The 25907-nt window shown below is 43.5% G+C and carries 20 protein-coding genes; 13 read left to right on the top strand and 7 right to left on the bottom strand.

From position 1 onward, the window contains the following. Positions 1-158 precede the first annotated feature (158 nt). Positions 159-779 carry a hypothetical protein gene (locus FBB35_RS20610; RefSeq protein ID WP_174711192.1) on the bottom strand — a complete coding sequence of 207 codons (621 nt, stop codon included), beginning with the start codon at positions 777-779 and terminating at the stop codon, positions 159-161. Positions 780-1209: 430 nt separating this feature from the next. Here FBB35_RS20610 and FBB35_RS20605 point away from each other — a divergent pair, with 430 nt between their 5' ends. Continuing rightward, a complete protein-coding gene (locus FBB35_RS20605; protein ID WP_174711191.1) occupies positions 1210-2328 on the top strand; it encodes a ferrochelatase in 1119 nt (372 codons plus the stop codon). Between the two features lie 45 nt (positions 2329-2373). Here FBB35_RS20605 and FBB35_RS20600 read toward each other — a convergent pair whose 3' ends face one another. Beyond that, positions 2374-2919, bottom strand: a complete 546-nt coding sequence (locus FBB35_RS20600; protein WP_174711190.1) for an NADPH-dependent FMN reductase — start codon at positions 2917-2919, stop codon at positions 2374-2376. A 331-nt stretch (positions 2920-3250) separates the two neighbouring features. Here FBB35_RS20600 and ftsH point away from each other — a divergent pair, with 331 nt between their 5' ends. The 8 genes from ftsH to FBB35_RS20560 all read left to right on the top strand — a co-directional run bounded on the left by ftsH (position 3251) and on the right by FBB35_RS20560 (position 14950). Continuing rightward, positions 3251-5149, top strand: coding sequence for an ATP-dependent zinc metalloprotease FtsH (gene ftsH, locus FBB35_RS20595; protein WP_174711189.1), 1899 nt, complete (start codon positions 3251-3253; stop codon positions 5147-5149). Between the two features lie 441 nt (positions 5150-5590). Next, the gene (locus FBB35_RS20590) at positions 5591-6505 is read left to right on the top strand and encodes a DUF928 domain-containing protein (RefSeq protein ID WP_254625637.1); all 915 of its coding nucleotides are present in this window, start codon (positions 5591-5593) and stop codon (positions 6503-6505) included. A gap of 748 nt (positions 6506-7253) precedes the next feature. After that, a complete protein-coding gene (locus FBB35_RS20585) occupies positions 7254-8615 on the top strand; it encodes an LLM class flavin-dependent oxidoreductase (RefSeq protein ID WP_174711187.1) in 1362 nt (453 codons plus the stop codon). A 191-nt stretch (positions 8616-8806) separates the two neighbouring features. Next, positions 8807-10345, top strand: a complete 1539-nt coding sequence (locus tag FBB35_RS20580; RefSeq protein ID WP_174711186.1) for an amidohydrolase family protein — start codon at positions 8807-8809, stop codon at positions 10343-10345. Between the two features lie 43 nt (positions 10346-10388). Next, positions 10389-11090 carry a dienelactone hydrolase family protein gene (locus FBB35_RS20575; RefSeq protein ID WP_254625636.1) on the top strand — a complete coding sequence of 234 codons (702 nt, stop codon included), beginning with the start codon at positions 10389-10391 and terminating at the stop codon, positions 11088-11090. Positions 11091-11318: 228 nt separating this feature from the next. Continuing rightward, positions 11319-12317: an aldo/keto reductase gene (locus tag FBB35_RS20570; protein ID WP_174711185.1), complete on the top strand. Its 999-nt coding sequence runs from the start codon at positions 11319-11321 to the stop codon at positions 12315-12317. 210 nt (positions 12318-12527) lie between these two features. After that, positions 12528-14408 (top strand): ABC transporter ATP-binding protein, encoded by a 1881-nt coding sequence (locus tag FBB35_RS20565; RefSeq protein ID WP_174711184.1) that lies wholly within the window; start codon positions 12528-12530, stop codon positions 14406-14408. Positions 14409-14479: 71 nt separating this feature from the next. Further along, positions 14480-14950, top strand: coding sequence for a GAF domain-containing protein (locus tag FBB35_RS20560; RefSeq protein WP_174711183.1), 471 nt, complete (start codon positions 14480-14482; stop codon positions 14948-14950). A gap of 46 nt (positions 14951-14996) precedes the next feature. Here FBB35_RS20560 and FBB35_RS20555 read toward each other — a convergent pair whose 3' ends face one another. Together FBB35_RS20555 and FBB35_RS20550 are read right to left on the bottom strand one after the other, a co-directional pair. Beyond that, on the bottom strand, positions 14997-16043 hold the full coding sequence (locus FBB35_RS20555) for a sulfonate ABC transporter substrate-binding protein (protein WP_174711182.1): 1047 nt from the start codon (positions 16041-16043) through the stop codon (positions 14997-14999). Between the two features lie 371 nt (positions 16044-16414). Continuing rightward, a complete protein-coding gene (locus FBB35_RS20550; protein ID WP_174711181.1) occupies positions 16415-17170 on the bottom strand; it encodes a dienelactone hydrolase family protein in 756 nt (251 codons plus the stop codon). Positions 17171-17390: 220 nt separating this feature from the next. Here FBB35_RS20550 and FBB35_RS20545 point away from each other — a divergent pair, with 220 nt between their 5' ends. From FBB35_RS20545 to FBB35_RS20530, 4 genes are all read left to right on the top strand, one after another. Then, positions 17391-17768 (top strand): VOC family protein, encoded by a 378-nt coding sequence (locus FBB35_RS20545; RefSeq protein ID WP_174711180.1) that lies wholly within the window; start codon positions 17391-17393, stop codon positions 17766-17768. Positions 17769-18182: 414 nt separating this feature from the next. Continuing rightward, positions 18183-18641 (top strand): Mov34/MPN/PAD-1 family protein, encoded by a 459-nt coding sequence (locus FBB35_RS20540; RefSeq protein WP_174711179.1) that lies wholly within the window; start codon positions 18183-18185, stop codon positions 18639-18641. Positions 18642-18778: 137 nt separating this feature from the next. Further along, on the top strand, positions 18779-19951 hold the full coding sequence (gene moeB, locus FBB35_RS20535; RefSeq protein WP_174711178.1) for a molybdopterin-synthase adenylyltransferase MoeB: 1173 nt from the start codon (positions 18779-18781) through the stop codon (positions 19949-19951). 343 nt (positions 19952-20294) lie between these two features. Continuing rightward, entirely contained in the window at positions 20295-21494 is a 1200-nt protein-coding gene (locus FBB35_RS20530; RefSeq protein ID WP_174711177.1) for an MFS transporter, read from the top strand. A gap of 220 nt (positions 21495-21714) precedes the next feature. On the opposite strand, the gene ftsH4 is transcribed toward FBB35_RS20530, so the two are convergent. From ftsH4 to FBB35_RS20515, 3 genes are all read right to left on the bottom strand, one after another. Then, a complete protein-coding gene (gene ftsH4, locus FBB35_RS20525) occupies positions 21715-23580 on the bottom strand; it encodes an ATP-dependent zinc metalloprotease FtsH (RefSeq protein WP_174711176.1) in 1866 nt (621 codons plus the stop codon). Positions 23581-23675: 95 nt separating this feature from the next. Beyond that, the gene (locus FBB35_RS20520; RefSeq protein ID WP_114080862.1) at positions 23676-23861 is read right to left on the bottom strand and encodes a DUF2949 domain-containing protein; all 186 of its coding nucleotides are present in this window, start codon (positions 23859-23861) and stop codon (positions 23676-23678) included. Positions 23862-24360: 499 nt separating this feature from the next. Next, positions 24361-25710, bottom strand: a complete 1350-nt coding sequence (locus FBB35_RS20515) for a serine/threonine-protein kinase (protein ID WP_174711175.1) — start codon at positions 25708-25710, stop codon at positions 24361-24363. Positions 25711-25907 lie beyond the last annotated feature (197 nt).

Raw genomic sequence — 25907 nt, 5'->3', positions numbered from 1 at the left:
GACATGGGGGATGGGGCATTGGGCATTGGGTATGAGCTATGGGGCATGGGCTATGGGGTATAGTTTTTCTTGACTGTCCCCTGTACGCTATCACCTGTAACTTTTTCCCTTCCCCATTCCTAACTCCTAACTCCTAACTCATAATTCTATTGTCCGGACTAATTTGCTTCATAGCGCTTTAACAGCATAAGCAAAAACTCACCTGCTGTCAGACGACCTTTGGGTGGAGAAATTTCAATGGATGAATCTACCCAGCAGCCTTGTACAGCTTGGGAGGTAGATTCAGAGGGGCTTTCCGTTAGACATCGCCACATAGACAAATGATCAACTGCTGGTTGTGCATAAAAGTTATTTTGCCCACAACCTAGCAAACAGGAACTCCAATGCGTGAAATAATCATGACTCATCCGATGAATCGGAAAATTACCCTGTAGTGGTACTCCCCATCCATCTATAGCAATAAAAGCTTTGACACTTCCACCCAAGAGTTGCCACAAATGTGCTGCCCCTATTGCCCCGACTACGCCAGCACTAAAGCTAATAAATATAATTGGTGATTTTAAAGAGTCGGTCAAGCCATACCTGCGGTGAGCTACGCTAACGCGCAAAAACTGCAAAATATGAAATGCTGATAAAACCAAAACATCTTTACCCGGATAAACCAGTATATTTGGGGGATTATGTGCGATCGCGCCATTAGAAACTAAATCTAACAATCCTACTCTAAAGCTTTCAGTTAACTCTGGTTCATGAATTCCAGGGCAAATAATTATACTCATCTGTTTATTGGGATTGGGTATCGGAAGATAAATCTTTGTGCTGATAACTCGGATATTAATACTGCGTAGGTTTTGCTCAAAAGCTTAAATTTCCTAGGTTGGGTTTCGTTCCTTAACCCAGCATTTCCGTGGTTTTGTTGGGTTTCACTTTGTTCAACTCAACATACAGTTGAAAACCTACGCAGTATTGACTTGGATATATATCGTACCAGCAGCTTTTATGATCATGAAAAGTCGCGTAGCGTCCCACAGGGAAGGGATGCCCAATGCTCCACGTAAGTTTTGTATGTCTTTTGATGTATTATCTTGATTTCCCCACCTATCCTATCCCCCTGGATGGGATAATAAGTTACAAGTAAGGAAGGGACATGTGTAAGCTATTCCCTAACTTTATATTTCTCTGCACTCTGGTTATATTGAGGAACTAATTGTGGTTGCCACGCCGGAAAAAGTACAACACACCCACGAGCATCTATCAGGTAAAGACCGTGTAGCCGTACTGCTTATGGGCTACGGCGAAGTCGAAAGCTACGAAGATTTCGCCAACTATAACGAACAGGCTTTAAATCTACTGACAGCAAAATTCGCACCAGTCCCAACCTGGATTTATCCGCCTCTAGCAAAGCTTTTGGCGCTATTTGACCGCCATGAGTGGGGACACACACATCATGATTTTATCTCCCCACACAATGCCATCTTTGAACAGCAGCGGGCTGGGATTGAGAAGAATTTACAAGAAAAATGGGGTGATAAGGTTCAAGTTTTCAAAGCTTTTAACTTTTGTGCCCCTTTTCTACCCAATCAAGTCTTGGCAGAAATCAAAAATCAAGGCTTCGATAAACTTCTAATCTACCCGTTGCTAGTTGTTGATTCTATCTTTACCAGTGGGATTGCGATCGAGCAAGTTAACAATGCTCTCGTTGAGTTGACTGATGGTGAGGAACACTGGGTTAAAGCACAACGCTACATTCCTTCTTTCTTCAACGAACCAGCTTACATCGATTTAATGGCTCATTTGGTTGAAGAGAAAATTGCTGAGTTAGCAGGCGCTTATCTACCTTCTCAAATCGGTATTGTGTTAATGAATCACGGCTGTCCCCATAAAGCTAAAGGCTTTACTTCTGGGATTGCTGAAAGTGAAGCAATGTACGATTTAGTTCGGGATAAGTTAATTAACCGCTATCCGTTAATCTCAGTGGGTTGGCTCAATCATGACACGCCCTTAATTGATTGGACACAGCCAAACGCCGAACAAGCAGCAAATAACCTGATTCAGTTGGGTGCAAAAGTGGTAATTTTTATGCCAATTGGCTTTGCCACAGAAAACCACGAAACTCTATTGGATGTACACCATATCATCCATGCTTTAGAGAAACAGCATCCTGGTACAAACTACGTGCAAATGGCTTGCGTTAACGATCGCCCAGAATTTTTGGCAATGGTGGCCCAATGGGCTAACGATCATATTGCAGAGTTGTTGTCAGAGCAACCTTTGGCAGTTAATCCCCAACTCGCTGGCGATCGCCATCACCACCACCATCATCATTAAGTTTTGAAGTTTATGAGGGTGGGTCTAGCTTTGCCCACCCTACAACTAATTTACGCCTCGCAGCTTGCGAGTATTATCAACTAAACTCTGAGCAAATTCATCAAATCTTTGAGAAAGCTTTTCATCTACTAGCTTGCCTTCAGGACTGAATGCACCCCAAGCTTGCCCGATCGCAATTTGTTCTGGAATTACCCAACCATGCACCCATCTGACTATTAATCGTAGGTCATTTAGGGCGTTACTATTTGACTGACCGCCCAATACACTGATTAGTCCTGTCACTTTATCAGACAGTTGCTCAAAGCTCATCAAATCTAGAGCATTTTTCAGGACACCACTAACCCCACCATGATATTCAGGTGTCGCTAAAATTAATCCATCTGACTGACTGACAGTATCTTGCAACCGTTTAACATCTGGGTACTCTGGATACTCCTTTGCGCCAGTGCAAAATGGTAACTGCAACTGTCTTAAATCAAGAATTTCTACCTCTGCACCAAGAGCTTCGACCCTTTGCACTGCTACTTGCAAAGCAACCTGCGTATACGAGTTTGGTCTTAAACTACCACCAATACCAACAATTCTCACCATAATTAACCTACAAACTATTAACTAGCTACTATCACCAAATTTCTTAAAAAGCGGAATCGTTATGACTATGTTGATCTTAGCGATTTGTGTCGGAATGTGTCAAATTGATATCAAGGTGATTGGGGACTGGGTACTGGGGATTGGGTAATGAGCAAACGAAAGAACTTCTAACTTTTTGCCTCTATTTTCAAATCCTCAATCCCTAATCCCCAGTCCCTTATCTGGAAGTTAGACTAGATAAGAGTGTAATTTCCAGTTATTACAATTTTTGGTAGAAGAATAGGCATAAAACCATAGCTCAACTTGTGCCAGCAGACAAAGGGTAATTATTATGACAAATTTGGGAAAAAAAGCATTGGTAAAAAGACAGTCATCAAAGCGCGTTGCTTGGGTTGGTGCGATTGCGGCTAGCTTGATTATGTTACCAGGAATTTTCGGGAGTACCCCCGTCTTGGCACAAAAAGCAGAGAGTACTTCTAGTACCTCTTTAAACTATGGTGATTTGCTCAAGAAAGCGAAGGCGGGAGAAGTCCAAAAAGTAGAGCTTGACGAAACCGAACAGCTAGCAAGGGTTTATCTCAAAGGGCAAAAGGAGAATACACCACCGCAACAGGTGAGACTTTTAGCGCAAAACACAGAGTTAATTAACATACTCAAAGATAAGAATGTTGAGTTCGGCGAGGTTTCCTCAGCTAATAGTCGGGCTGCTGTTGGACTGTTGATTAATCTTATGTGGATTTTGCCACTGGTAGCTTTAATGCTATTGTTCCTCCGGCGCTCTACTAATGCTTCTAGCCAAGCGATGAATTTCGGCAAATCCAAAGCTCGTTTCCAAATGGAGGCGAAAACTGGAGTGAAATTTGAAGATGTCGCCGGGGTTGAAGAAGCTAAAGAAGACCTCGAAGAAGTTGTTACTTTCTTGAAACAGCCAGAAAGATTTACGGCTGTAGGCGCACGCATTCCCAAAGGAGTGCTGTTAATTGGCCCCCCTGGTACTGGTAAAACTTTACTAGCAAAAGCGATCGCAGGTGAAGCAGGTGTCCCATTCTTCAGTATTTCAGGTTCGGAATTCGTGGAAATGTTCGTTGGTGTGGGTGCATCTCGCGTGCGTGACCTCTTCAAGAAAGCCAAAGAAAATGCTCCATGTCTAATATTTATCGATGAAATTGACGCAGTAGGTAGACAACGGGGTACTGGTATTGGTGGCGGTAATGATGAGCGCGAACAAACCCTCAACCAACTGCTCACCGAAATGGATGGTTTTGAAGGTAACACAGGTATCATTATTATTGCTGCCACTAACCGCCCAGATGTCCTAGATGCAGCGTTGCTCAGACCAGGACGCTTTGATAGACAAGTGATGGTGGATGCACCGGATCTCAAAGGACGGCTGGAAATTTTGAAAGTCCACGCCCGGAATAAGAAAATCGATCCTAGCGTATCATTAGAAGCGATCGCTCGCCGCACTCCTGGATTTACCGGCGCAGACTTAGCCAACTTACTCAACGAAGCCGCTATTCTCACTGCTAGGAGACGCAAAGAAGCTGTTACCATTTTAGAAATTGATGCTGCTGTGGATAGAGTCGTTGCAGGTATGGAAGGTACTGCATTAGTAGACAGCAAGAGCAAGCGCTTGATTGCTTATCATGAAGTTGGACACGCTTTAGTAGGCACATTGCTCAAAGACCATGACCCTGTACAGAAAGTTACATTAATTCCACGGGGACAAGCACTCGGATTAACTTGGTTTACTCCTAACGAAGAACAGGGGTTAGTTTCCCGCTCCCAACTCAAATCCCGGATTACTGCAACTTTGGGTGGTCGCGCCGCCGAGGAAATCGTTTTTGGTAAGCCAGAAGTTACTACAGGTGCAAGCAATGACTTGCAACAGGTGACAGGGATGGCGCGGCAGATGGTGACACGCTTCGGGATGTCAGAATTAGGCCCATTGTCTCTGGAAAATCAGAGTGGAGAGGTATTTTTAGGACGCGACTGGATGAATAAATCAGACTATTCTGAAGAAATTGCCGCCAAAATTGATTCACAGGTGCGCGAAATTGTCAACAGTTCTTACATCAGGTCAAAAGAACTGTTGGAAGAAAACCGCATAGTTTTGGAGCGTTTAGTAGATTTGTTAATAGAAGAGGAAACAATTGAAGGCGATTCATTCCGCCAAATTGTTGCTGATAATGCCCAAGTAGCCGATGCACAATTGGCTGTACCTCATTAGGGAATAGTTGAAACTCCCTACACTGAGGGAGAAGTTTGCCTACTTGGAATAATGGGATTTTATCCATTGTCTAGTTTTGAGATGGTAGCCGAATTTACGCCTGCTGTTCTAGTGAAAATCCAAAGGCTCAGATTCCCGACTTTTTTAAACAAATCGGGAATCTTCTTGTAAGTAGGTAGGCGTAATTAAATATAAGATTAAACTTCACCCTCAATCCCTCTCCTTAGTAAGGAGAAGGAAGCCGGAGGCGGGGTGAGGTTTTATATTTAATTTGACCCACTTACTAAGAGATTTCTAAGAAATAAATTATCCGTCCCTAAAAAAAGTCAGAAGGCTACGTCAGCATTTCCACAAACTGGTACATAAAGTCTTACCACTGTCAAGCTTAGGGTATTGTATTATATAGACCCAAGCAATGTACTACAAGTGGAAATGGACATTATGAAACATAGATTTTGGGCAAGCTATTTGCTTGCGGCTCTAGCATTTCTCTCCTTAGAACCTATGATTACTACTCAGGTTTTGGCAACCGAGTCGGTTTATCAATTGGCACAAGCCAAATCTGCTTACACGCAATATATGCAACTTGGCTATAACGAAACTAGACGGAGAAACTATCGAAAAGCTTTAGGTTATTTTCAGCAAGCAGAACGGCTACGTCCTGGAGATAGGTATGCTACTGCTGCAATTCGAAATGTTACAGGTTACATTCAGCGTGGTAGAAATCGTATTGCCTTTGTCCCAGGTAAACCTGGTAGAGTAAGGTCAGCAGGAACACGAGGAAGTTGCTTTCAAACTGGACAAAATATCATTCCCCTGACACCAACAGATAAGGAAGCTCAACGAACCACAGCAGAGCATCCCACATTATTTTTCTATGTTCCTCAAACCTCTACAACAGTGCAAGCACTAGAATTTGTTTTGCGGGATGATGATAGCTCCGACCCATTGTATAAAGGAACTTTCAAACCTGTTGGGCAGAATGGTATTGTTAGTGTAAATGTACCTGCCGATCGCACACCTCTACAAATCGGTAAAGAGTATAGTTGGACTTTTTCAATGATTTGTGATACCAACAACCGCGATAAAGACTCTTATGTAGAAGGTACAATAGTGCGATCGCAAGATGAAAACCTTACTCTTGAGCTAAACCAACCAAACACAGACTTGGATCGTGCAGTTCTATTTGCAACTGCTGGATTTTGGGAAGATTCTCTCAGAACTTTAGCTAATTTACGCCGCCAGCGTCCTAACGATCCTGAAGTTCAGAAATATTGGGAAGATTTGTTGAATTCGGTAGAGATTAAAGAAGTTGTAAACAAGCCTTTATTGCCCTGTTGTACTGTTCAAAAATAAATTAAAAATTACTTAAAAACCCGGTTTTGATAGAGAAGCCGGGTTTTTAATCTTTCATAGGAATTATGTTTTGAGACACGATAAGTCGCCGTCTCTACAAGTATTTTGGTCTTATCTGAGAAGTATTAACGTTGCGTACTACGTAAAAATATGTGATAAAAATAACAATTGCATTTAAGTTTGCTGCGATGGTGTACCCGCCCGTCGGAGGCGATCGCGGACAATCACTTTGCAATACTTAATATTAGGTAATCTAATAATTAGTATTTCATGATATTGTGTTGGTCAGTACATATTTTTTTGTATGCAATCGTGTAAACTCTATCTGCGGAGTAAGATTGCTACATAAATTTATGGTAATTCGAGCGCCAAGCAAAAGTAACCCTATTGCTGTGATATTAACCTGACTTTCAGTTTGGTTATTTGATTCCATGTAGAGCAACTGAAGCGTAAATTTAGTTGCTTTGAAAGCATTCAATTATTACATTTCAGTATTGAGTTAGTAGTAAATGCTAGCCAAAACTTTGTATGGAAAGGATTTAAGTAATCTGCCATCGGAGTCTTTTTTTGCTGGATGTCAGTAGTTGAAAGCAAACATACTGTTGTTTACTCATCAGACATTTGCCATGTAGCGATGAGGGTTTGACAAACAGTTAGGAAAAAGCCTTGCGATCGCACGCTGAGGTTACATCAAAAGCCATTAACTATACGCAAATCAGCAATCAAACTATAAAAAAGAAAAAAACTTATGAGTACACGCAAGTTTCGTTTAGGTGCATTCGTTCAAGCCACCGGTCATCATGTCTCCTCTTGGCGACACCCCGATGCACGAGCAGATGCTGGATTGAATTTCGAGCATTACAAGGAAATTACCCAGACTGCTGAACGCGGCTTGTTTGATGCAGTTTTCTTGGCAGATAGCCCAGGAGTCTGGGGTGGCTCTCCAGAAAGTCAGTATCGGAACGGTAAAATCGCCCATTTCGAGCCGGTCACTCTTTTCTCGGCCTTGTCGTCTGTCACCAAAAACATCGGCTTCATTTCCACCGCCTCGACTACTTATGAAGAACCCTACACCTTGGCCCGGAAGTTTGCCTCGTTGGACTACTTGAGTAACGGCCGCGCAGGGTGGAATGTAGTTACTACAGGCAATGAGAACGCCGCTCGTAATTTTGGACTTGAGCATCACCCAGAACATAGCCAGCGTTATGAACGCGCCGAAGAATTTGTGGAAGTGGTGAAAGGACTGTGGGATAGCTGGGAAGATGATGCTTTCATCCGCAACAAAGAATCTGGTGTCTATTTCGACCCAGACAAACTGCATACACTCAACCATAAGGGCAAATATTTTTCTGTCCAAGGCCCTTTAAACGTCGGTCGTCCGCCTCAAGGCTACCCCGTGATTGTTCAGGCTGGAGCCTCGGAATCGGGACGGGATTTAGCTGCACGTACCGCCGAGGTGATTTTCACCGCCAATCAAACCTTAGCTGATGCCCAAGAATTTTATGCTGATGTCAAAGGGAGATTAGCACAATATGGGCGATCGCCAGATGATCTAAAAATTATGCCCGGAGCCTTCCCAATCATTGGCCGTACCGAAGCAGAAGCTCAAGAGAAGTACGAATTCCTGCAATCGCTAATTCATCCCGATGTCGCTTGGGGGATTTTAAAGAACTATTACAAAGGTGTGGATCTGTCGAAATATTCTTTAGATGATGTAGCTCCCGAACTACCCAGCGACACCAACACTAACAAAAGTCGTCTCAAACTAGTCAGAGATTTGGCGACTCGTAACACTCTCACACTGCGTCAGTTATATCTCTCTCTTGCCACCGCACGAGGACATCGCACCATACTTGGTACACCAGAAACCATTGCCGACCAGCTAGAAGAATGGTTCAACAACGGTGCAGCAGACGGCTTTAATATCATGCCGCCAATTCTCCCCACAGGATTAGATGAATTCGTTAACCTAGTCGTTCCCATCTTGCAAAAACGGGGATTGTTCCGTACCGAATACGAGGGTAGTACCTTGCGTGAAAATTTAGGGTTGCGTCGTCCAGTCAATCGTTTTGCTGTAAAACAAGTAGATAAGAGCCTTGCGTTGGCGTAAATGATTTTTAATATCTGCACTGTGCTTAAGTCATACCTTTTAAACTGCACATTCTGTAGATCGCCGCCCTACAGAACTTGAAATCGTAGTTAAAGACGCGAGAAATCGCCGTCTCTACAGAAAATCGTCAATAGCAGCATTGGATGCTAGGAAAAACCTGTAATTTTTTGTGTCGTAGGTAAGGAAAAAACATGACTGAATATAGCCGATTAAAGACCTCACGCTCCGCAGCAATCAGAGCAACCCTTGATTATCCGGTAATCGACACCGACGTTCACACCAATGATTTCACCCCAGCTTTTGAAGATTACATCGCCAAGTACGGCGGTGTGAAACTCGTAGACGAGTTACGTAAAACCGAAGCCTCCCGTCTCAACTCCAAGAGCAACGGTAAAGACTGGTATCAACAAACCCCTGAAGAACGTCAGTACAACCGGACAATCCGATCGCCTTGGTGGGCTAGAGTTACCAAAAACACGCTGGATTTAGCTACTTACACTCTTCCCGGATTGCTCTATGAGCGTCAGGCAGAGCAAGGATCGGACTATTCGGTGCTGTTTCCGAATAATGTCCTAGCACCAGCTGGAGCCAGTGCAGAGAATCGTCAAGCACTGCAACGTGCAGTCAATCACTATCATGCTGATATTTACCGGAAATATAGCGATCGCCTGACACCGGTCGCTGGCATCCCCCTAACTAATCCTCAAGAAGGCATTGAGGAGTTAGAGTTTGCAGTAAAAACACTTGGTTTAAAAGTGATTAATATCACTGGCGGGGTGAAACGGCCGATTAAAGCGATCGCTGATAAATATCCAGCCGATAAATTCCCTGAAATCGCCAAGTATGCTTCTTATATCGACTTCTACGGATTAGATAGTGAATACGACTACGATCCATTCTGGGCTAAAGTCGTGGAATTGGGCGTACCCGTTACCACCCATTACGGCAGTCAGGGTTGGACTGGACGCTCTTCCATCAGTAACTACATGAACAACCATATCGGTCACTTCGCCGATGGTTCGGAAGCTTTTGCGAAGGCGTTGTTCTTCGGTGGTGTTACTAAGCGTTTTCCACAGTTGCGTGTAGCAATGCTAGAAGGTGGCGCAGATTGGGGTGCCCGTGTCTACATCCATTTGGTAGATCGGTTCTCCAAGCGCAATATCAAGGCACTGGAAAACTACAATCCAGCGTTGACAAATGCCGATGAGCTATTTGAGATATTTAAGCAATACGGTGCAGAAGTTGCTCAAGGGCATTCCCTCGATAAAGACGAATTGACCAAGACTGTACTAGGAGCTTCATTTAGCCGTCATAGCCGTGCGCCCATTGGTAGCGAATTGGATGATTTTGCCGCAGCAGGGATTGAAACAATTGAAGACATCCGCGATCGCTGGGTGAATAGTTTCTTCTTTGGTTCCGAGTCCGACGATCGCACCATCGCTTCGGCATTCAACGACAAAGCAAATCCCTTGGGAGTCAAAATTAACGCCATCTATTCCTCCGATGTTGGTCACTGGGATGTACCAGACCTGACTTCCCCCTTGGCTGAAAGCTGGGATTTGGTTCAAGAAGGCGTTATTTCCGAAGCCGACTTTAAATCTTATGTATTCGCTAATCCCTACAAGTTTTACACCCAAGCTAACCCCGAATTCTTCAAGGGTACTGCGATCGAATCCAAAGTAGGTAACACCGAATTTAAACAAGTGGACAAGAACCTCGTGGTGGCGTAAAAGCCGAGATGAGGGCGTGCGGGTAGATGAGGAGAAATAATCAATGCCCCATGCCCAAAACCCAAATAAATTAGGAGTCACAACCATGTCTGTTGAACAACGCTCTCACAATAGTTCCTTGCCTTATCTTTTCTCGCCTGTTTCTGACAATGCCAAGCAACCTGCACCTTTAGTACTGTTTCTGCACGGAGGACGCGATCGCGGGACGGATCTGAATGTTCTGCTGAAATGGGGTCTACCTCGTTTCGTAGATTTATCCGACTCATTACCTTATGTCTTCGCCGCACCCCAGATTCCGGCTGAACAGACTTGGGCAGATCGAGCAGATGATGTGCTTGCTTTGCTTGATGAACTGATCGCTTCCCAACCTATCGATCCAGCGCGGGTGATATTAGCTGGGTTCAGTTTAGGCTCGGCTGGAATCTGGCATATTGCTGCTTTACATCCTGATCGCTTCGCAGGTCTAATACCTGTATCTGGACGTGTACCCAAGACATTAGCAGAAAGCGAACTAGCTGCACTCAAAGATATTCCCGTTCAGATATTCCAAGGTGGACAAGACAAAAATCTGCCAATTGAGGATACAGAGCATTTTGTTGAGCGCTTACGCAAAGTCGGCGGAAAAGTCGATTTGACAGTGTTGCCAGAAGGCGATCATTTTATTGCAGATGAGGTATACAGCGATCCGAAGTTGCAACAGTGGCTAGTTTCCCTGAGCCGTCGCAACACTGCTGTAGTTGTCTGAGGCACAAAACCCCCAAAAGTCAGCGCCCACGAACTGGGGACTGAGATACAAAAGAAGATTTTTCTCAATCCCCATGACCGACAAAGAAAAAGATACAAGCCCCTAAATTTATTTATGGTTACTGAGCGTACCCGTAACGCCTGCGGCATAGCTACGTTTAGGGCGCAGTCTCTCGTAGAGAAGTATGGGAATTATTAATTTTAAATTTTGAATTCGGAGCGAAGCGACGTGACCTTACCAACCACCAATCTTGGAAAAACTGGATTAACTGTTTCCCGCCTTTGTCTCGGCACCATGACCTTTGGATTGCAGACTGACGAAGAAACTTCTAGAGATATCCTCGACACGGCAGCCGATGGCGGAATCAATTTTTTGGATACAGCTGATGTTTATCCACTTGGCGGGGGGCTTGCCACTGCTGGGCGTACCGAAGAAATCGTTGGGCGCTGGCTCAAAGGCAAACGCGAACATTTTATCTTAGCTACCAAGTGCGTTGGTCGGGTTGGCCCTGCACCTTGGGATCAGGGGGCTTCGCGCAAACATATTTTAGATGCGATCGATGCTTCCCTACGACGTTTGGGAACTGATTATATCGACTTGTACCAATTGCACTCCGACGATGCTTCCACCCCTCTCGATGAAACCCTGGAAGCGCTGGACACAGTAGTTCGTGCTGGCAAAGTTCGCTACATTGGGGTTTCCAACTTCTTAGCTTACCGACTTGCCCGTGCCTTGGGTCGCGCCGAAACACGCAATTTAACCAGATTTATCTCAATTCAGCCCCGCTACAACCTGTTGTTCCGCGAAATTGAACGAGAACTATTGCCCCTAGCCAAAGAAGAAGGGCTGGGTGTAATTTCCTACAATCCCTTGGCGGGTGGTCTGCTCACCGGGAAACATATTCTCGCTCAAGGCCCCACCTCTGGTACACGTTTTACACTAGGTGCTGCCGCAGAACGTTATCAAGAACGCTACTGGCACGATCGCGAATTCAATACTGTCGAAGAATTACGCACAGTCGCGGATCTCGCCGGATTATCTCTCACCACCTTAGCAGTAGCTTGGGTTTTATCTAATCCCATTATCACTGCCCCCATCATCGGCGCTAGTCGTCCACAACAACTTGCTGACAACCTCAAGGCAGTGGAAGTCAAACTCGACGACAGTTTGAAACAAAAGTTAGATGACTTAACCTCCGAATACCGAAGGGGAGATTCTCTTCGTTAGTTTCAAGTCAGAGGCAGGGGGAACTGCACTCTTTGGAATGAAGGGGGCAACATGGGTCTGACTGCGATCGCATAAGGAAGTCAGCTACAACCAAACAGCAAAAGTTTTTAAACAGTGCTGCCAGAAGTCCCTAATAACACCGGACGGCTTATATAGTCGTCCATTTTTATCTTGCAGAACAGCCAAAATGATGCTAATGGATCGACCTTCATGACGAAAAAGACCAGACAATTCAAACCCTTTCAACGTGCTGCTGATGCACCAAACCTACCATCAACTCCATTCAGGTTCATTTTGTATTTCGTTAACCAGTTTCGCTGGTGGTATGTGTTAATGGTGAGCCTGGAGATGGTACACGCAACCTGTGGCGTTATGTTGCCTTATGCCATTGGTGAGATCATCCGAGGCGTGACGAAATCAACGGGCGACAGCCAGCCCATTTTTGATGCCATGAGGCAACCCCTGATGCTGTTCATCGCCTTGAGTGTGGGTGAAGTAATATTCGGGCGTTCGGCTGGACTCTTGCAAACTATCCTCCATCCAATCCACCGACAACATATTGTGCGATCGCTATATGCCTACTTGCAACACCATTCGCATCGCTATATGAGCAGCAGTTTTTCCGGGGCATTAGCACATCGGATTAGCGAAACTTCTCTGGGTGTTACTCAGACGATGCAAATGTTAATTACTGAATTTATGGCAGTAATTGTTGTGTATATTGTTGCCACGATGTTACTGTATCGCGCTTATCCTCCCCTGGCTGTACTCGTGGGCGTGTGGGCAGTTCTTTTCATCACTATTTCGTTCTGGCTGGCAACTCGCTGCCGAATTTACTCTCGGAAAGCCGCAGCCGCAAGAAGTGAGACAACTGGCATCATCGTAGATACAGTAACAAATCTTACCAGTAGCCGATTGTTTGCTCGTTTGGGTTTTGAACGACGTTATTTGAATGAGCAATTAAGCCGCGAACTCAAACAGGTGAGAAAGTCCAATTGGTATTCGGAGCGAATTCGCTGGTTTCAGTTCATATCGGCAGCCATTCTGAAAATCAGCACCCTCTATTACTCGCTCTTTCTCTGGAGTCAAGGAAAGATCGCTACTGCTGATTTCGTCGTCGCAACTAGCCTGTCGCTATTGATCATCATTGAAGCCCGGAATTTGAGCCGCCGCTTTCTGGAATTTTTTGAACATATCGGCAATGTTGCCAATGGTGTCTTTACCATCGTTCAACCCCACGAGTTGGTCGATCGCGATCGCGCGATCGCACACCCAATTACCCAAGGTAAGATTGAGTTTCGCCGGGTGAATTTCAATTACTCGGATGAAAAGAAAGTTTTTAACAACCTTTCTGTCACCATCCAAGCCGGACAGCGTGTCGGATTGGTAGGTTTCTCTGGTTCGGGAAAATCCAGCTTTGTCAATCTAATTCTGCGTTTATTCGACCCCCAATCTGGACAGATTATCATTGATGGGGTCGATATTCGAGACATGACTCAGGATGCCCTACACGCACAAATCAGCTTGATTCCCCAAGATCCATCTCTGTTCCATCGGACGCTGCTAGAAAATATCCGTTACGGACGCTTAGATGCAACCGATGAGGAAGTGTTCGAGGCAGCGCGAAAGGCTAATGCTCACGATTTCATTATTCAAAGTCAGGATGGTTACAATTCTCTGGTGGGTGAACGTGGTGTCAAGTTATCTGGAGGGCAGAGACAACGGATTGCGATCGCTCGCGTAATCCTCAAAGATGCGCCGATCCTGATTTTAGATGAAGCCACCTCTAGCCTCGATTCAATTACCGAAAAAGCGATCCAAGATACCCTCGACTTAGCAATGAATGGAAAAACGGTCATTGTGGTGGCTCATCGACTATCTACTATCGTCCATCTAGACCGAATTTTGGTGTTCGATAAAGGTCGCATTATTGAAGATGGTTCCCACGCTAAACTACTGGCACTTGGCGGTGCTTATCACAGGTTATGGAAAATGCAAGCAGGTGGATTTCTCCCGGAAAATCTCGGCGAAGAACGCATACATGAGGTTCGCAGTGGCACAGATAACGTTCAAAATGGAATGATCGCTTGACATTTGCCGTTACTTGAGGTTAAATGGCAGATTTAATTCAGGAATTGTGTGGGAAACAGTCCATAAAACTTATGACTTCAGATATCAAACCCATTTTTGATACCCTGGCTGATGAGGAATCTGCCATCGACTGGAATCGTTTGTTGATCGAAATCCTGACCGCTTTCGACTGCTCTACAGGTACTATCCATACCCTAGATCGGGAAAGCCAGTTATTGCACCTAAAGGCTTACCAAAGCATTCCAGAATTTCTGTTGCCTAAAATGACGGTAATTCCTATCGGTAAAGGGATGGCTGGTGTCGCCGCCGAACGTAAGCAACCCGTACAGATTTGCAACCTGCAAACTGACAAACAAGGGGTGGCCAAACCCTCGGCAAAAGAAACTAAGGTAAAAGGCTCCATCACAGTGCCACTTATGCTAAATTGCAGATTGTATGGAACCTTGGGCATTGCCAAGTCGGTTTCTTATGAATTCACTCCCAAAGAAGAAGAAATATTAATGGAGATTGGAGAAGCCATTAGCCGGAAAATCGTCAGTTAACAGGATTAGCAACTTTGCTAAACTGATTTACCAGACGTTCTTGGCACTATTTCTGACTAATGGTTTCTGGTGTGATGGCTGCATATTGTTCGCTACTCAGCATCGCTTCCTTGATATTGATTGGTTTAGGAATCACTTTTTCTGTGGCAAACAAATCTGCAATTTTCTGTTGATTTTCCATGATTTCTGGCGTAATGGGTCTTAAGCCATAAGTTCGCCTTCCAATCATTGTTGCTAAAATATCTTCATCAATTTTGAGATGAGGAATAGTCAGCTTTACAACTTCTGCTCGGTTCTTTTCACCCCATTGACCTGTGTTATCTATCTCTTCAAGAACCAATCGTACTAATTTCGGGTTTTCTGTGGCAAATTTTCGCGCAGCCATATAATATCCGCCCTGAGTAGAAATGCCGCTAGCATCTCTCAAAACACGAGCATTTGCCTTTTTTTGTGCTACAGCTAAATAAGGGTCCCAAGTTACCCAGGCATCTATTTTTCCTTGAATAAAAGCATCACGGGCTTCTGAAGGAGGGAGGCTAATGGCTTGAATATCACTATATTTCAAACCAGCCTCTTCTAAAGCTTTTATTAATAAGTAATGCGAAGCAGAACCCTTTTGGAAAACTACTTTTTTACCTTTGAGATCGGCTAAAGTGCGAATTGACGAATTATTTTGGACGATAATTCCACTTCCTTTACCTGTGCTGGGTTTATTACTAGCAACATATACTAAAGATGTACCAGCAGCTTGGGCAAATATCGGTGGAGTTTCGCCTACAGAACCAATATCAACTCTACCTACATTCATTGCTTCCATCAGTTGCGGCCCGGCGGCAAATTGTGCCCATTCGACGGAAACACCTAAAGGCTGTAAACGCTTTTCTATCAATCCTTTAAGTCTAACCAGATCCCCAGAGCTTTGATATCCCATACGGACAGTTTTAGTTTTAAAACCAGTGGTTTCATTCCCTGCATTTGGGGTTGTGACTGAACAACTAATTAAGGTAGTTGAGATTGTTAATAATCCAGGTAATAGGAATAGTGAAAAACGCTGAAAAATACTAACTCGTGGCTGTTTGAAAGCGGTAATCATGGACGTGATACTTTGTTTTTATTTGGCTAATAGTTACCGATGTTCAGTAGGCTCACATCTGTAAATTGGTGTCAACTTAAATGCCAACCCTTTTAAAACTTCATTTCCAGCCAGAGGCTAGAAATATTCCTCATTGATTGGGCATTCTGAAACAAGACTGAACACCTATGACATCTGTTCGTCTCTACTGCGTATTGCTCTTAATGTAAGTTCAATCAAACTCTTCTAGACTTGAACTAAAGTTCAAGTTTCTCTTTGCATCGGAGAGGGACGGTTTTGTGTCGTAAAATCTCTTAGAGGTTTTTTAATTTAGATTGTTAGGCGAACAACACATAAGCCGTCGAACATTACATTACCCTTAACCCAAAGATTTAAACTTTTTGAAGCTGAAGGTTCTTCTGGAAAAGTTCTTGAACGTTTTTCCAAGCATCGGCAGCAGCTTCGGCATTGTAGCTAGCGCGATGGTTGCAGAAAAAGCCATGTCCTGCACCAGAATAGCGAAATATAGCATGGGGAATTTGATTTTTCTTCAATTCAGCCTCAATTTGTTCCGTTTGTTCTAAGGGGATTCCCTGATCGTCAAGGCCAAAGAAGGCGTAAATGGGGCCTTTGATATCAGAAGTGCGGGTGATAGTTGGTTCTCCACCGCCGGGAGTTGAGTTGGGAATACCGCCACCATAGAAGGAAGCTGTAACTTTAATATCTGCTAAAGTGGCAGCTAGATAAACTACGTGACCACCAAAGCAGAAACCAATGGAGCCGATCGCATCTCCTTGCACATTTGGTAAGGTTTTTAAATAGGCGATCGCAGCCTTAATATCACTCAATATTTCCTCGGCTGTTGTTTGTTCCTTATACCCTCTTCCTTGCTGGACATCTTCAGGGGTGTATCCACCCTCAAAACCGGGAGCAGTGCGTTGAAATAAAGTCGGTGCGATCGCAACATAGCCTTCTTTGGCAAATTTCTCAGCAACTTCTCGAATGTGAATGTTAACCCCAAAAATTTCCTGAATCACGATAACGGCTGGGAAGGTTCCCTTTTGTGCAGGTTCAGCTAAGTAAGCATCAATTTGCAAATCCCCGTTAGGAACTTTAACTTGAGTGGTGCGAATTTCTGCGTTTGTCATCTTAGGAATTAGCCTGTAATTACTTTGAGAACGAAATGTTTTGTGGTAAGTTTTGTACTAAATACTTAAACTTTACCGATTTACCGTAGTTTATAAAGTAGTATTCCACAAACAATGTCCAAAGGCAAGTCCTTATTTAAGAAGGAAATAGCTTACCGGGAATAGGGAATAACTTTTTTCTATCCCCTAAATTCTGAGATATCCCAACAGGAGAATGAAAATGGCGCTCAAAGCAGTTCATCATATTCAGGCAACTTATCCTCAAGAGGTAGAGGATGCAATGCTATCTTTCTACAGCAGAATTTTGGGATTGACTGAAATTCCCAGGCCTGATGCGGTCAAAAACGATTCAGGAGCCTGGTATCAGGTGGGAAACATTGAATTGCACGTTAGTAGAGAGAAAAACGCCAATAACCAAGTATCTAGAAGACATTTTTGTTTCCAAGTAGATGACTTGAACACCTTTGAGAAACATCTAAAAGAGTATGGGGTAGAAATTATTCCCGATCAACGACCACTACCAGGATGCGTGCGGTTTTTCATCCGTGATCCCGGTGGGAATCGTATAGAGATCGCAGAGTTCGTCAAGAGTACTTAGAAAGTATATTCTTTAGATTTTGATAGTCTAAGAAGATGCACAAAGCAGCACCAACATCCCGAAAGATGAATAAAAAATACTTGTCTTATATTGAAGATAGCGATCGCTCTTTTCAAGACAAAACCAGTAACTAGTAGTCTGTCAAATACATTTTGATGGATAAAGGAACGAACCACAAAGGACGCAAAGAGCGCTAAGGAAGAAGGAAAGAAGAAAAATTTAAAATTTACTTATCCGTCAATTAGTTCTTGACAGACTACTAGTACAACACAGTGAAAATCAACCAATCATTCCAAATCAACGAAACCCTTATGCTGTATTCATTTTTAATTTTTAATTCCGCCTTGCGGTGAGTGAGGTATTGTATTCAAACAAGAATTCCTAGCTAGCAACTAAAAAATTATCAACGCAGAGATGATCCGACTTAGCCCAGAACACTTGCAAACTATCCGCGCCCATGCCGAAAGCATTTATCCAGAGGAGTGTTGCGGTATAATTTTAGGCTATTTGGCTAGTGAGGGCAAAATTGTAGTTGAAGTCATGCCAACAGAAAATGCCTGGAATACAGAAGCGGGTGCTGAGTTTTCAGGGGAACGCACAGCAGAAAGTAAAAGACGGCAATATGCGATCGCACCCGAAGTTATGCTAAAAACCCAAAAGGAAGCACGTAATCGCTCACTGAACATTATTGGCATTTTTCATTCTCACCCAGATCATCCTGCTATCCCTTCAGAATGCGATCGCTTATATGCTTGGCAAGGATACTCGTATATAATAGTTACCGTCCAAAACGGTAAAGTTGGAGAACTTCAAAGCTGGAGCCTTGACGATCTTCATCAATTCCAAGCAGAGACAATTGAAAATATAAAATAGCTAAGTTCAAAGACATTCACTCGTAGCGGTTTTAGCCGCCAACACGAATAGAAAATTCATCTTCCCTACTCCCTATCTCCATAAGAGATACAGTTTTTCGATAGGATAATATTCCGCTCTCCCAGATCATAACTGCTATGCTCAATCCCAATCTGGACGAAATCCAGTTGACCAAAGACGATTACGAACGCTACTCCCGACACCTGATTTTACCGGAAGTAGGACTAGAAGGACAGAAGCGCCTGAAAGCCGCCAGTGTACAGTGTATCGGTACAGGTGGACTAGGTTCACCACTACTTTTATATCTGGCGGCGGCGGGTATTGGACGCATTGGGATTGTCGATTTCGATATTGTCGATACTTCCAATCTGCAACGCCAAGTCATCCACGGGACATCTTGGGTGGGTAAACCCAAGATTGAATCGGCAAAAAACCGCATTCACGAGATTAACCCCTATTGTCAGGTTGATTTATACGAAACTCGCCTGACTTCCGAAAACGCCCTAGAAATCCTTGAACCTTACGATATCGTCGTAGATGGTACTGATAACTTCCCCACTAGATATCTAGTTAACGACGCTTGCGTATTGTTGAATAAGCCCAACGTCTACGGTTCAATTTTACGCTTTGAAGGGCAAGCTACTGTATTTAACTACCAAGGTGGGCCAAATTATCGTGACCTTTTCCCAGAACCACCACCACCAGGAATGGTTCCCTCTTGTGCAGAAGGTGGCGTACTCGGTATTTTGCCAGGAATTATTGGTTTAATCCAAGCAACCGAAACTGTCAAAATCATTTTGGGACAAGGTAACACTCTAAGTGGACGATTGCTGTTATACAACGCCTTAGATATGAAATTTCGGGAGTTGAAACTGCGTCCTAACCCGATTCGCCCAGTGATTGAAAAACTGGTAGACTACGAAGAATTCTGCGGGATTCCGCAAGCTAAGGCAGAGGAGGCAAAACAGCAGTTGGAAAGTCAAGAAATGACTGTTAAGGATTTGAAGGAATTACTAGATAGCGGTGTAAAGGATTTTGTTCTACTAGATGTCCGCAACCCTAATGAGTACGATATTGCCAAGATTCCTGGTTCGGTGTTAGTGCCCTTACCAGACATTGAAAATGGCAATGGCGTTGCGAAGGTGAAGGAAATATTGAACGGCCACCGCTTAATTGCTCATTGTAAGATGGGCGGGCGATCGGCAAAAGCCCTCGCTATCCTCAAGGAAGCCGGGATTGTCGGGACAAATGTCAAAGGCGGAATTACCGCTTGGAGTCGAGAAATCGATCCTTCTGTTCCAGAGTATTAACAAGACAGGTAGGAGGCAGGAGGCAGGAAAAATACTGCTCCGCCTCCGCTCTTTTTTATACCATGATCAGAGCGAGTTTGCGGTTTAAGTCTCCCATTTCCTTATCTCCTGATGACCTTTTTGGAATTAAAAATTAAAAGTTAAAAATTAAGAAAAAGAATAATTTTTAATTAATTTTGGTACAGAGCCAACAATAATATATGACGCAGTGTTAGCGAGTTGACGTACTCCTTCCCTACGGTACGCTACGCGAATGGAGAAGCAAGCTACGCGCAGCGTCTCATAGAGAGCGTCTTGGAATTTTTAATTAATAATTTTTAATTTTTAATTGGAGCGAAGCGACTTGACTACCTCAAAATCTCATTTCAATATTTTATGGGTGCAAGTTTGGGTGTTGGCAGGGGTGCAGGGAGCAATTACTCTCACTTGGTTAATTTATAATACATATTTGCCACAACTTTTGACTCAGTTTGGTTTTCCCGCGTCACTTGCAGTAGCCTTGGTGATACTCGAAAATGCCTTGGGTGCGGTGTTGGAGCCTCTGATGGGTGGACTTTCAGACCAAGCTAGACGCTGGGTAGGAACTCGGTTTCCCTTTATCTCAGTAGGTATGATTCTGGCATCGGCTTTGTTCATTGCCATACCATGCGTTGTGAGTTTGATTCCGCCTACTACCGTAATGCGATCACTCTTACCCATAGCATTGGTAGCCTGGGCATTAGCAATGACAATATTTCGTTCTCCAGCGATGTGCCTTTTGGGGATGTATTCTACACCAGCCCAGTTACCTTTAGCAGTAAGTGTTGTCACTTTGGCAGGTGGTATGATTGGGGCTTTTAGACCGATAAGCTATAAATTTATCCTGAGCTTAGGGCCAGTTTATACTTTTGCGATCGGTTCTTTCGTCATGCTGGGGGCGGCCGCTGTGTTGCGATTAGTAAATCCCCCAGAAGCACCAGTGGATAGACACCAAATAGAAGTAGCAAAGTTACCGTTACAAAAATTGGCTTTGATTTTAGTAACTGCTTTTGGTGTAGCGTGGGGTATCCGATTTCTGATGGATGTGTTGGGTAAAGTACTAAAAACCCAACTGAATACTGATAATATTGATGTGCTTATGGTGTGGATTGGATTAGCGATCGCAATTGCCAGCATACCTGCTGGAATCTTCGCCGTCAAAATTGGTAATCGTCAAGCTATGCTTTGTGGGATCTGTGCGATCGTTCCCTCTTTATTGATAATGATATCTGTGGGCGCACAAATTCCAATAATTGCGGTAATCGTTGCTAGCTTTAGTCTAATTGTTAATGGGGCAATTCCTTTTGCTTTAGAACTAGTACCTCAGCGATGGGCGGGATTAGGAATTGGGATGTATTTTGGTGGGTTTGCTTTAGCCATGAGTTTGTTTGGTGTCATCTTTCCCAAGTTACAAGCAATAACACCTTTTATCGGTGCAGTTGGGAGTTCATTGGCATTTTTATTAGCTGGTGTTTGTATTGCGGTAAGTGCCATTTCTGAAATGCAGAGGAACGCAGAGGTTTAACGAATATGCACTTCTCTACGAGACGCTATGCAATCGCCTTCCCACAGGGTAGGGACGCAAAGCTATCCTCTGCGTCCCTCTGTGTACGAATTAGCGCCGTGTGCAACTTTCTTTCAAACCTAACCCCCAGCTCCTTCCCTTAAAGGGAAGGGGAGCAAGAATCAAAGCCTCTCTCCGTTTCGGGGAGAGGTTTGGAGAAGGGTTCTAAGAATCGCGTGAATTACGAATTACCCACAGGTTTAACTTGACTCAACAAATCGTGAAGTTTTTCGCCTTCAATGACTTCTGTTTCTAATAGTTGAGTTGCTATCGCTTCTAGCAAGTCTCGATTCTGTCTAAGAATCTCTAGAGCTTGTTCGTGGGCTGTTTCCACGATTTCCTTGACTTCGCTATCAATGGCTTTGGATGTGTCTTCACTCACCGCCCGCCGGGGATTAGCCCCACCATTACCCAAAAACATCGATTGTTGTCCTTGTTGGTAAGCCAATGGCCCTAAGACTTTGCTCATCCCATAAGATGTTACCATCCGTTCTGCCAAGTCAGTTGCTCGTTGCAAATCGTTGGAAGCACCTGTTGTAATACTGTTAAACACAATCTCTTCGGCGGAACGTCCACCTAATAGAGTTGCAATCTGACCCCGCAGTTCATGTTCATTCATCAAAAAGCGGTCTTCAGTTGGTAATTGCAGAGTGTAGCCCAAAGCAGCCATCCCACGGGGAATAATCGAAATCTTTTCTACGCGACCGTTTCCTGTGGTTAGCGCCCCGACCATTGCGTGACCAACTTCATGGTATGCAACAATCTTTTTCTCAGTCTCGTTCATGACGCGACTCTTTTTCTCTAAACCGGCAACTACCCGTTCAATTGCTTCGGCGAAGTCTTCTTGAGCAACACTTTCACGCAGATTACGAGCAGCTAATAATGCAGCTTCATTTACCAAGTTTGCCAAATCTGCACCAGCAAAACCAGGAGTACGAGTAGCGATCGCTCTTAAGTCTACATCATTTCCTAATTTTACCTTTTGAGCGTGAATTTTGAGAATTGCTTCCCGACCAGATAAATCAGGACGGTCTACCAACACTTGGCGATCAAAGCGACCTGGACGCAACAATGCAGAATCAAGACTTTCGGGGCGGTTGGTAGCAGCTAGGACAATCACCGTTGCATCGCCAGCTGCAAACCCGTCCATCTCTGTTAGTAACTGGTTGAGGGTCTGTTCTCGTTCATCGTTACCACCGTAGAAGCCGTTACTGCTACGAGATTTACCAATTGCATCTAATTCATCAATGAATACAATACAAGGAGCCTGTTTTTTGGCTTGCTCAAACAAATCCCGCACTCTAGAAGATCCTACACCAACAAATAATTCTACAAACTCGGAACCAGAGATACTGAAGAATGGAACTCCAGCCTCTCCTGCTACGGCTTTGGCTAGAAGTGTCTTACCAGTTCCCGGAGGGCCAACTAACAACACACCTTTAGGAATCCTCGCGCCAATTTGGGTAAATCGTGCTGGAGTCTTGAGGAAATCCACAATTTCCACTAACTCAGTTTTCGCTTCTTCTACCCCAGCCACATCTGCAAAGGTAATTTTAGCTGATTCACCTTCAACGTAAACCTTAGCTTTGCTCTTACCAATGGAAAGCGCACCTTGGGGGCCACCGCCGCCACCACGAGACACAAAGAATTGCCAAATCCCAATAAAAATCAGTGGTGGAATCACCCAACTTAAAAGGGTTGTAAACCAAGTATTTTTAGGTGGAGGAGTAGCAGCAAACTCAACTCCCTTTTCTTCTAGCAGTTTGGGTAACTCTAAATCAAAAATTGGTGTAGTTGCAAACACCGGGCCCGGCTCGGCATTTTCTGTTTTTAGTTCGTAGAGAATCTGGTTTTGACCAACAGAAACGCGATTAACTTCCCCTTCTTGTACTTGATGAATAAATAAACTATAGGGAACACCAGTCGGGCCAGAAGCAAATAAACCAGGCAAAAATATATTTAAGAGCAGGAATAGGCCTGATACTGCCAGTAAGATATTAGCAATGATCCGAAACCGGGGTGACTTAGGTTGTTCTTTAATTGCCATAGATTTTATTACCAATCCTTAGAATGAAAACTATTGAGAATGGGACTTGATCGGAAAATTAGATATTTCCCAGTCTAAAGAGTTGAAGCCGCAGCTTATACTGTTTCCAACCAATCAAAAATTTGAGCTAACTGATCCAGTGTTACCAATCCATATTGCCAGAGGGTCATGGCCAGGAAGTTGGGGGTCTGCTCACAATGTCGCAAAGCCAGAGAAATTGCTCCACCAGAAATACCCAACTCTTCTTCTAAAAAATGCACCAATTGATCTGTAGCTTTCATCGCAATGTTAAACAATGTTAAATAAGTTTTATTTCTGAGAGAGTTTCACTTGTGTGATGCAATGTCCAGGTTGCATCGCAAAGTTGTTCAATTTGTCTTAGATCCTTAAGGATACTACCTATTTTCATAATTTATCCTCTTTAGCAATGTCGCAGCGCTTTTTTATTTATGTAACTAAACTTAACAATTAAATTAATCTTTGGGAACTAACAAGCAAATACGGTTTACCGTACTCAAAGGCTTAACACCAATGGAAACGAGTTCATTTAATGAACAGAACGCCGTTAAAAAAGACGCAGAGATTGTGAGAAGCAAAGAGAAATCCCCCGTGTCCTCTTCCATATCTCCGTGTTATGTCAATACTTCTCGCTTTGTGCATTTTTAATTCGGAATCGGGTTTTGGGAAAAGGTTACTGGGTTTTAGTTAAAGGTTTTTTCTTTCCTAATTCCCCAAAAGCCGAGAAATATTGGTTGCTATGTTCCTTTTTCAGCAACAAAATTAACTAATACCACAGGCTGCTAGTTTTACAGCTAAAGCATTCGGGTATCGCCACGGTTGAGAACCACCAATCCAAATACGTGAGGGGAGATGACCGATTGGTGCTTTAAGACTAAAATTAAATTCCGAGTTCGCAGAAGTATAATTGTATATATACCAACCAACTTGTTTACAAAAAATTCCATAATCTCCATTTACATTTTTGTAAATAAGTGTTTGCACACTAAAACCAAAGCGTCCATGACTGTAATTCACCCATAAGTGGTCAATGGTCTGCAAATGTTGGCAGGGAAATTTCTCAACTTCACTACTCAATATATAGCTACCTTTAGGCTTGGCTAGTGCCTGACACATCAGTTCCCAAGTTTCGCGATCTGCTAATTGCCATTTTCCTTTTGCTAATAAATCATGCAAAGGCTTATAATCAATAGTAGTTAATGTATGATAATTAGAAATATTTAGCAATTTTTTTGGTTCTGCTAGTGTCTGTAACGCTTCTGTGGCAGATTGGAAGCGTTGCGAAACGGCATTTTGTAAAAGTTTATTTAATATTTGAGAGAGGCGATCGCTAACAATATTATTTGCTGGTAAATGATCTTGCCATACCCAGCGATCGTTAGCAATATCGAACAAATCAAAGGGAGAAATAGCTGTGAGTAAGTAAATACATGTTACACCCAAGCTGTAAAGATCGCTAGCTGGTAATGCTTTTCCCCGCATTTGTTCTGGAGCAACATATTCTGGAGTACCTACTATTGTGCCTGTACGAAGTTGCCTGCTATTCGTGGCGAGTTTAGCAATTCCGAAATCTATTAAAACCAAATCTCCTGGAACAGAACGGCGCATAATATTTTCCGGTTTAATATCTCGGTGAATTACTTGCCGGGAATGGATAAATTGCAGTGTGAGCAATAAACTTTTTAATATCTCCCATATTTGCGGTTCTTTAAAAACGCCTTGTTGTTGTAATTCCTGAGCAAGTGTTTGGCCATCAATTAATTCCTCGACGATATAAAACTTTTTATTTTGTTCAAAGTGCGCTAATAACTTGGGTATTTGAGAGTGTTCTAGTTCATTGAGACGAAGTGCCTCTTGGTTAAATAGGCTGACTGCCTTCTGGCAAACCTCAGTGTTTTCCTCTTGGAAACATAGCTGCTTAATTGCACATTTTGGTTTAACTGGAAGATGTTCATCAATAGCTAAAAATGTTCTCCCAAAGCCACCGCATCCAATGACAGCGATCGCGCGATATCGCTGCTTAAGTAACAATTCCTGACCACAACTATTACAAAAACGAGAACTGTCAGAATTTTGCGGACGCAAGCAGTCAATATTGGTACAGTAGCTCATACTAGATAGTACTATTTGTTGCAATTGCTATATATCAAAGTATTCCCATGCGATCGCCATAATTAACCCGTAGTTTTGTAGGTTGAGTGCAGCGATAGCGTAACCCAACATAAATAAGGTGGTAATTTGGGGTTGTGTTTCACTCCACCCAACCTACATAAATATATCTTTTAAAAAACTCTAGGTTTCAACATACA

The sequence above is a fragment of the Nostoc sp. TCL240-02 genome, from assembly GCF_013343235.1.
In the GTDB taxonomy this organism is placed as follows: domain Bacteria; phylum Cyanobacteriota; class Cyanobacteriia; order Cyanobacteriales; family Nostocaceae; genus Nostoc.
Note: the sequence above shows the minus strand (reverse complement) of the source record. Positions and strands in the feature narration are given on the sequence as shown.

What these genes read in the sequence shown, in the direction of transcription:
- FBB35_RS20520 (WP_114080862.1), bottom strand. Translation starts at nt 23,861, where the DNA reads ATGAAAGCTACAGATCAATTGGTGCATTTTTTAGAAGAAGAGTTGGGT.
- ftsH4 (WP_174711176.1), bottom strand. Translation starts at nt 23,580, where the DNA reads ATGGCAATTAAAGAACAACCTAAGTCACCCCGGTTTCGGATCATTGCT.
- FBB35_RS20575 (WP_254625636.1), top strand. Translation starts at nt 10,389, where the DNA reads ATGCCCCATGCCCAAAACCCAAATAAATTAGGAGTCACAACCATGTCT.
- FBB35_RS20590 (WP_254625637.1), top strand. Translation starts at nt 5,591, where the DNA reads ATGAAACATAGATTTTGGGCAAGCTATTTGCTTGCGGCTCTAGCATTT.
- moeB (WP_174711178.1), top strand. Translation starts at nt 18,779, where the DNA reads ATGCTCAATCCCAATCTGGACGAAATCCAGTTGACCAAAGACGATTAC.
- FBB35_RS20565 (WP_174711184.1), top strand. Translation starts at nt 12,528, where the DNA reads ATGACGAAAAAGACCAGACAATTCAAACCCTTTCAACGTGCTGCTGAT.
- FBB35_RS20555 (WP_174711182.1), bottom strand. Translation starts at nt 16,043, where the DNA reads ATGATTACCGCTTTCAAACAGCCACGAGTTAGTATTTTTCAGCGTTTT.
- FBB35_RS20545 (WP_174711180.1), top strand. Translation starts at nt 17,391, where the DNA reads ATGGCGCTCAAAGCAGTTCATCATATTCAGGCAACTTATCCTCAAGAG.
- FBB35_RS20550 (WP_174711181.1), bottom strand. Translation starts at nt 17,170, where the DNA reads ATGACAAACGCAGAAATTCGCACCACTCAAGTTAAAGTTCCTAACGGG.
- FBB35_RS20560 (WP_174711183.1), top strand. Translation starts at nt 14,480, where the DNA reads ATGACTTCAGATATCAAACCCATTTTTGATACCCTGGCTGATGAGGAA.
- FBB35_RS20585 (WP_174711187.1), top strand. Translation starts at nt 7,254, where the DNA reads ATGAGTACACGCAAGTTTCGTTTAGGTGCATTCGTTCAAGCCACCGGT.
- FBB35_RS20540 (WP_174711179.1), top strand. Translation starts at nt 18,183, where the DNA reads ATGATCCGACTTAGCCCAGAACACTTGCAAACTATCCGCGCCCATGCC.
- FBB35_RS20580 (WP_174711186.1), top strand. Translation starts at nt 8,807, where the DNA reads ATGACTGAATATAGCCGATTAAAGACCTCACGCTCCGCAGCAATCAGA.
- FBB35_RS20610 (WP_174711192.1), bottom strand. Translation starts at nt 779, where the DNA reads ATGAGTATAATTATTTGCCCTGGAATTCATGAACCAGAGTTAACTGAA.
- ftsH (WP_174711189.1), top strand. Translation starts at nt 3,251, where the DNA reads ATGACAAATTTGGGAAAAAAAGCATTGGTAAAAAGACAGTCATCAAAG.
- FBB35_RS20515 (WP_174711175.1), bottom strand. Translation starts at nt 25,710, where the DNA reads ATGAGCTACTGTACCAATATTGACTGCTTGCGTCCGCAAAATTCTGAC.
- FBB35_RS20600 (WP_174711190.1), bottom strand. Translation starts at nt 2,919, where the DNA reads ATGGTGAGAATTGTTGGTATTGGTGGTAGTTTAAGACCAAACTCGTAT.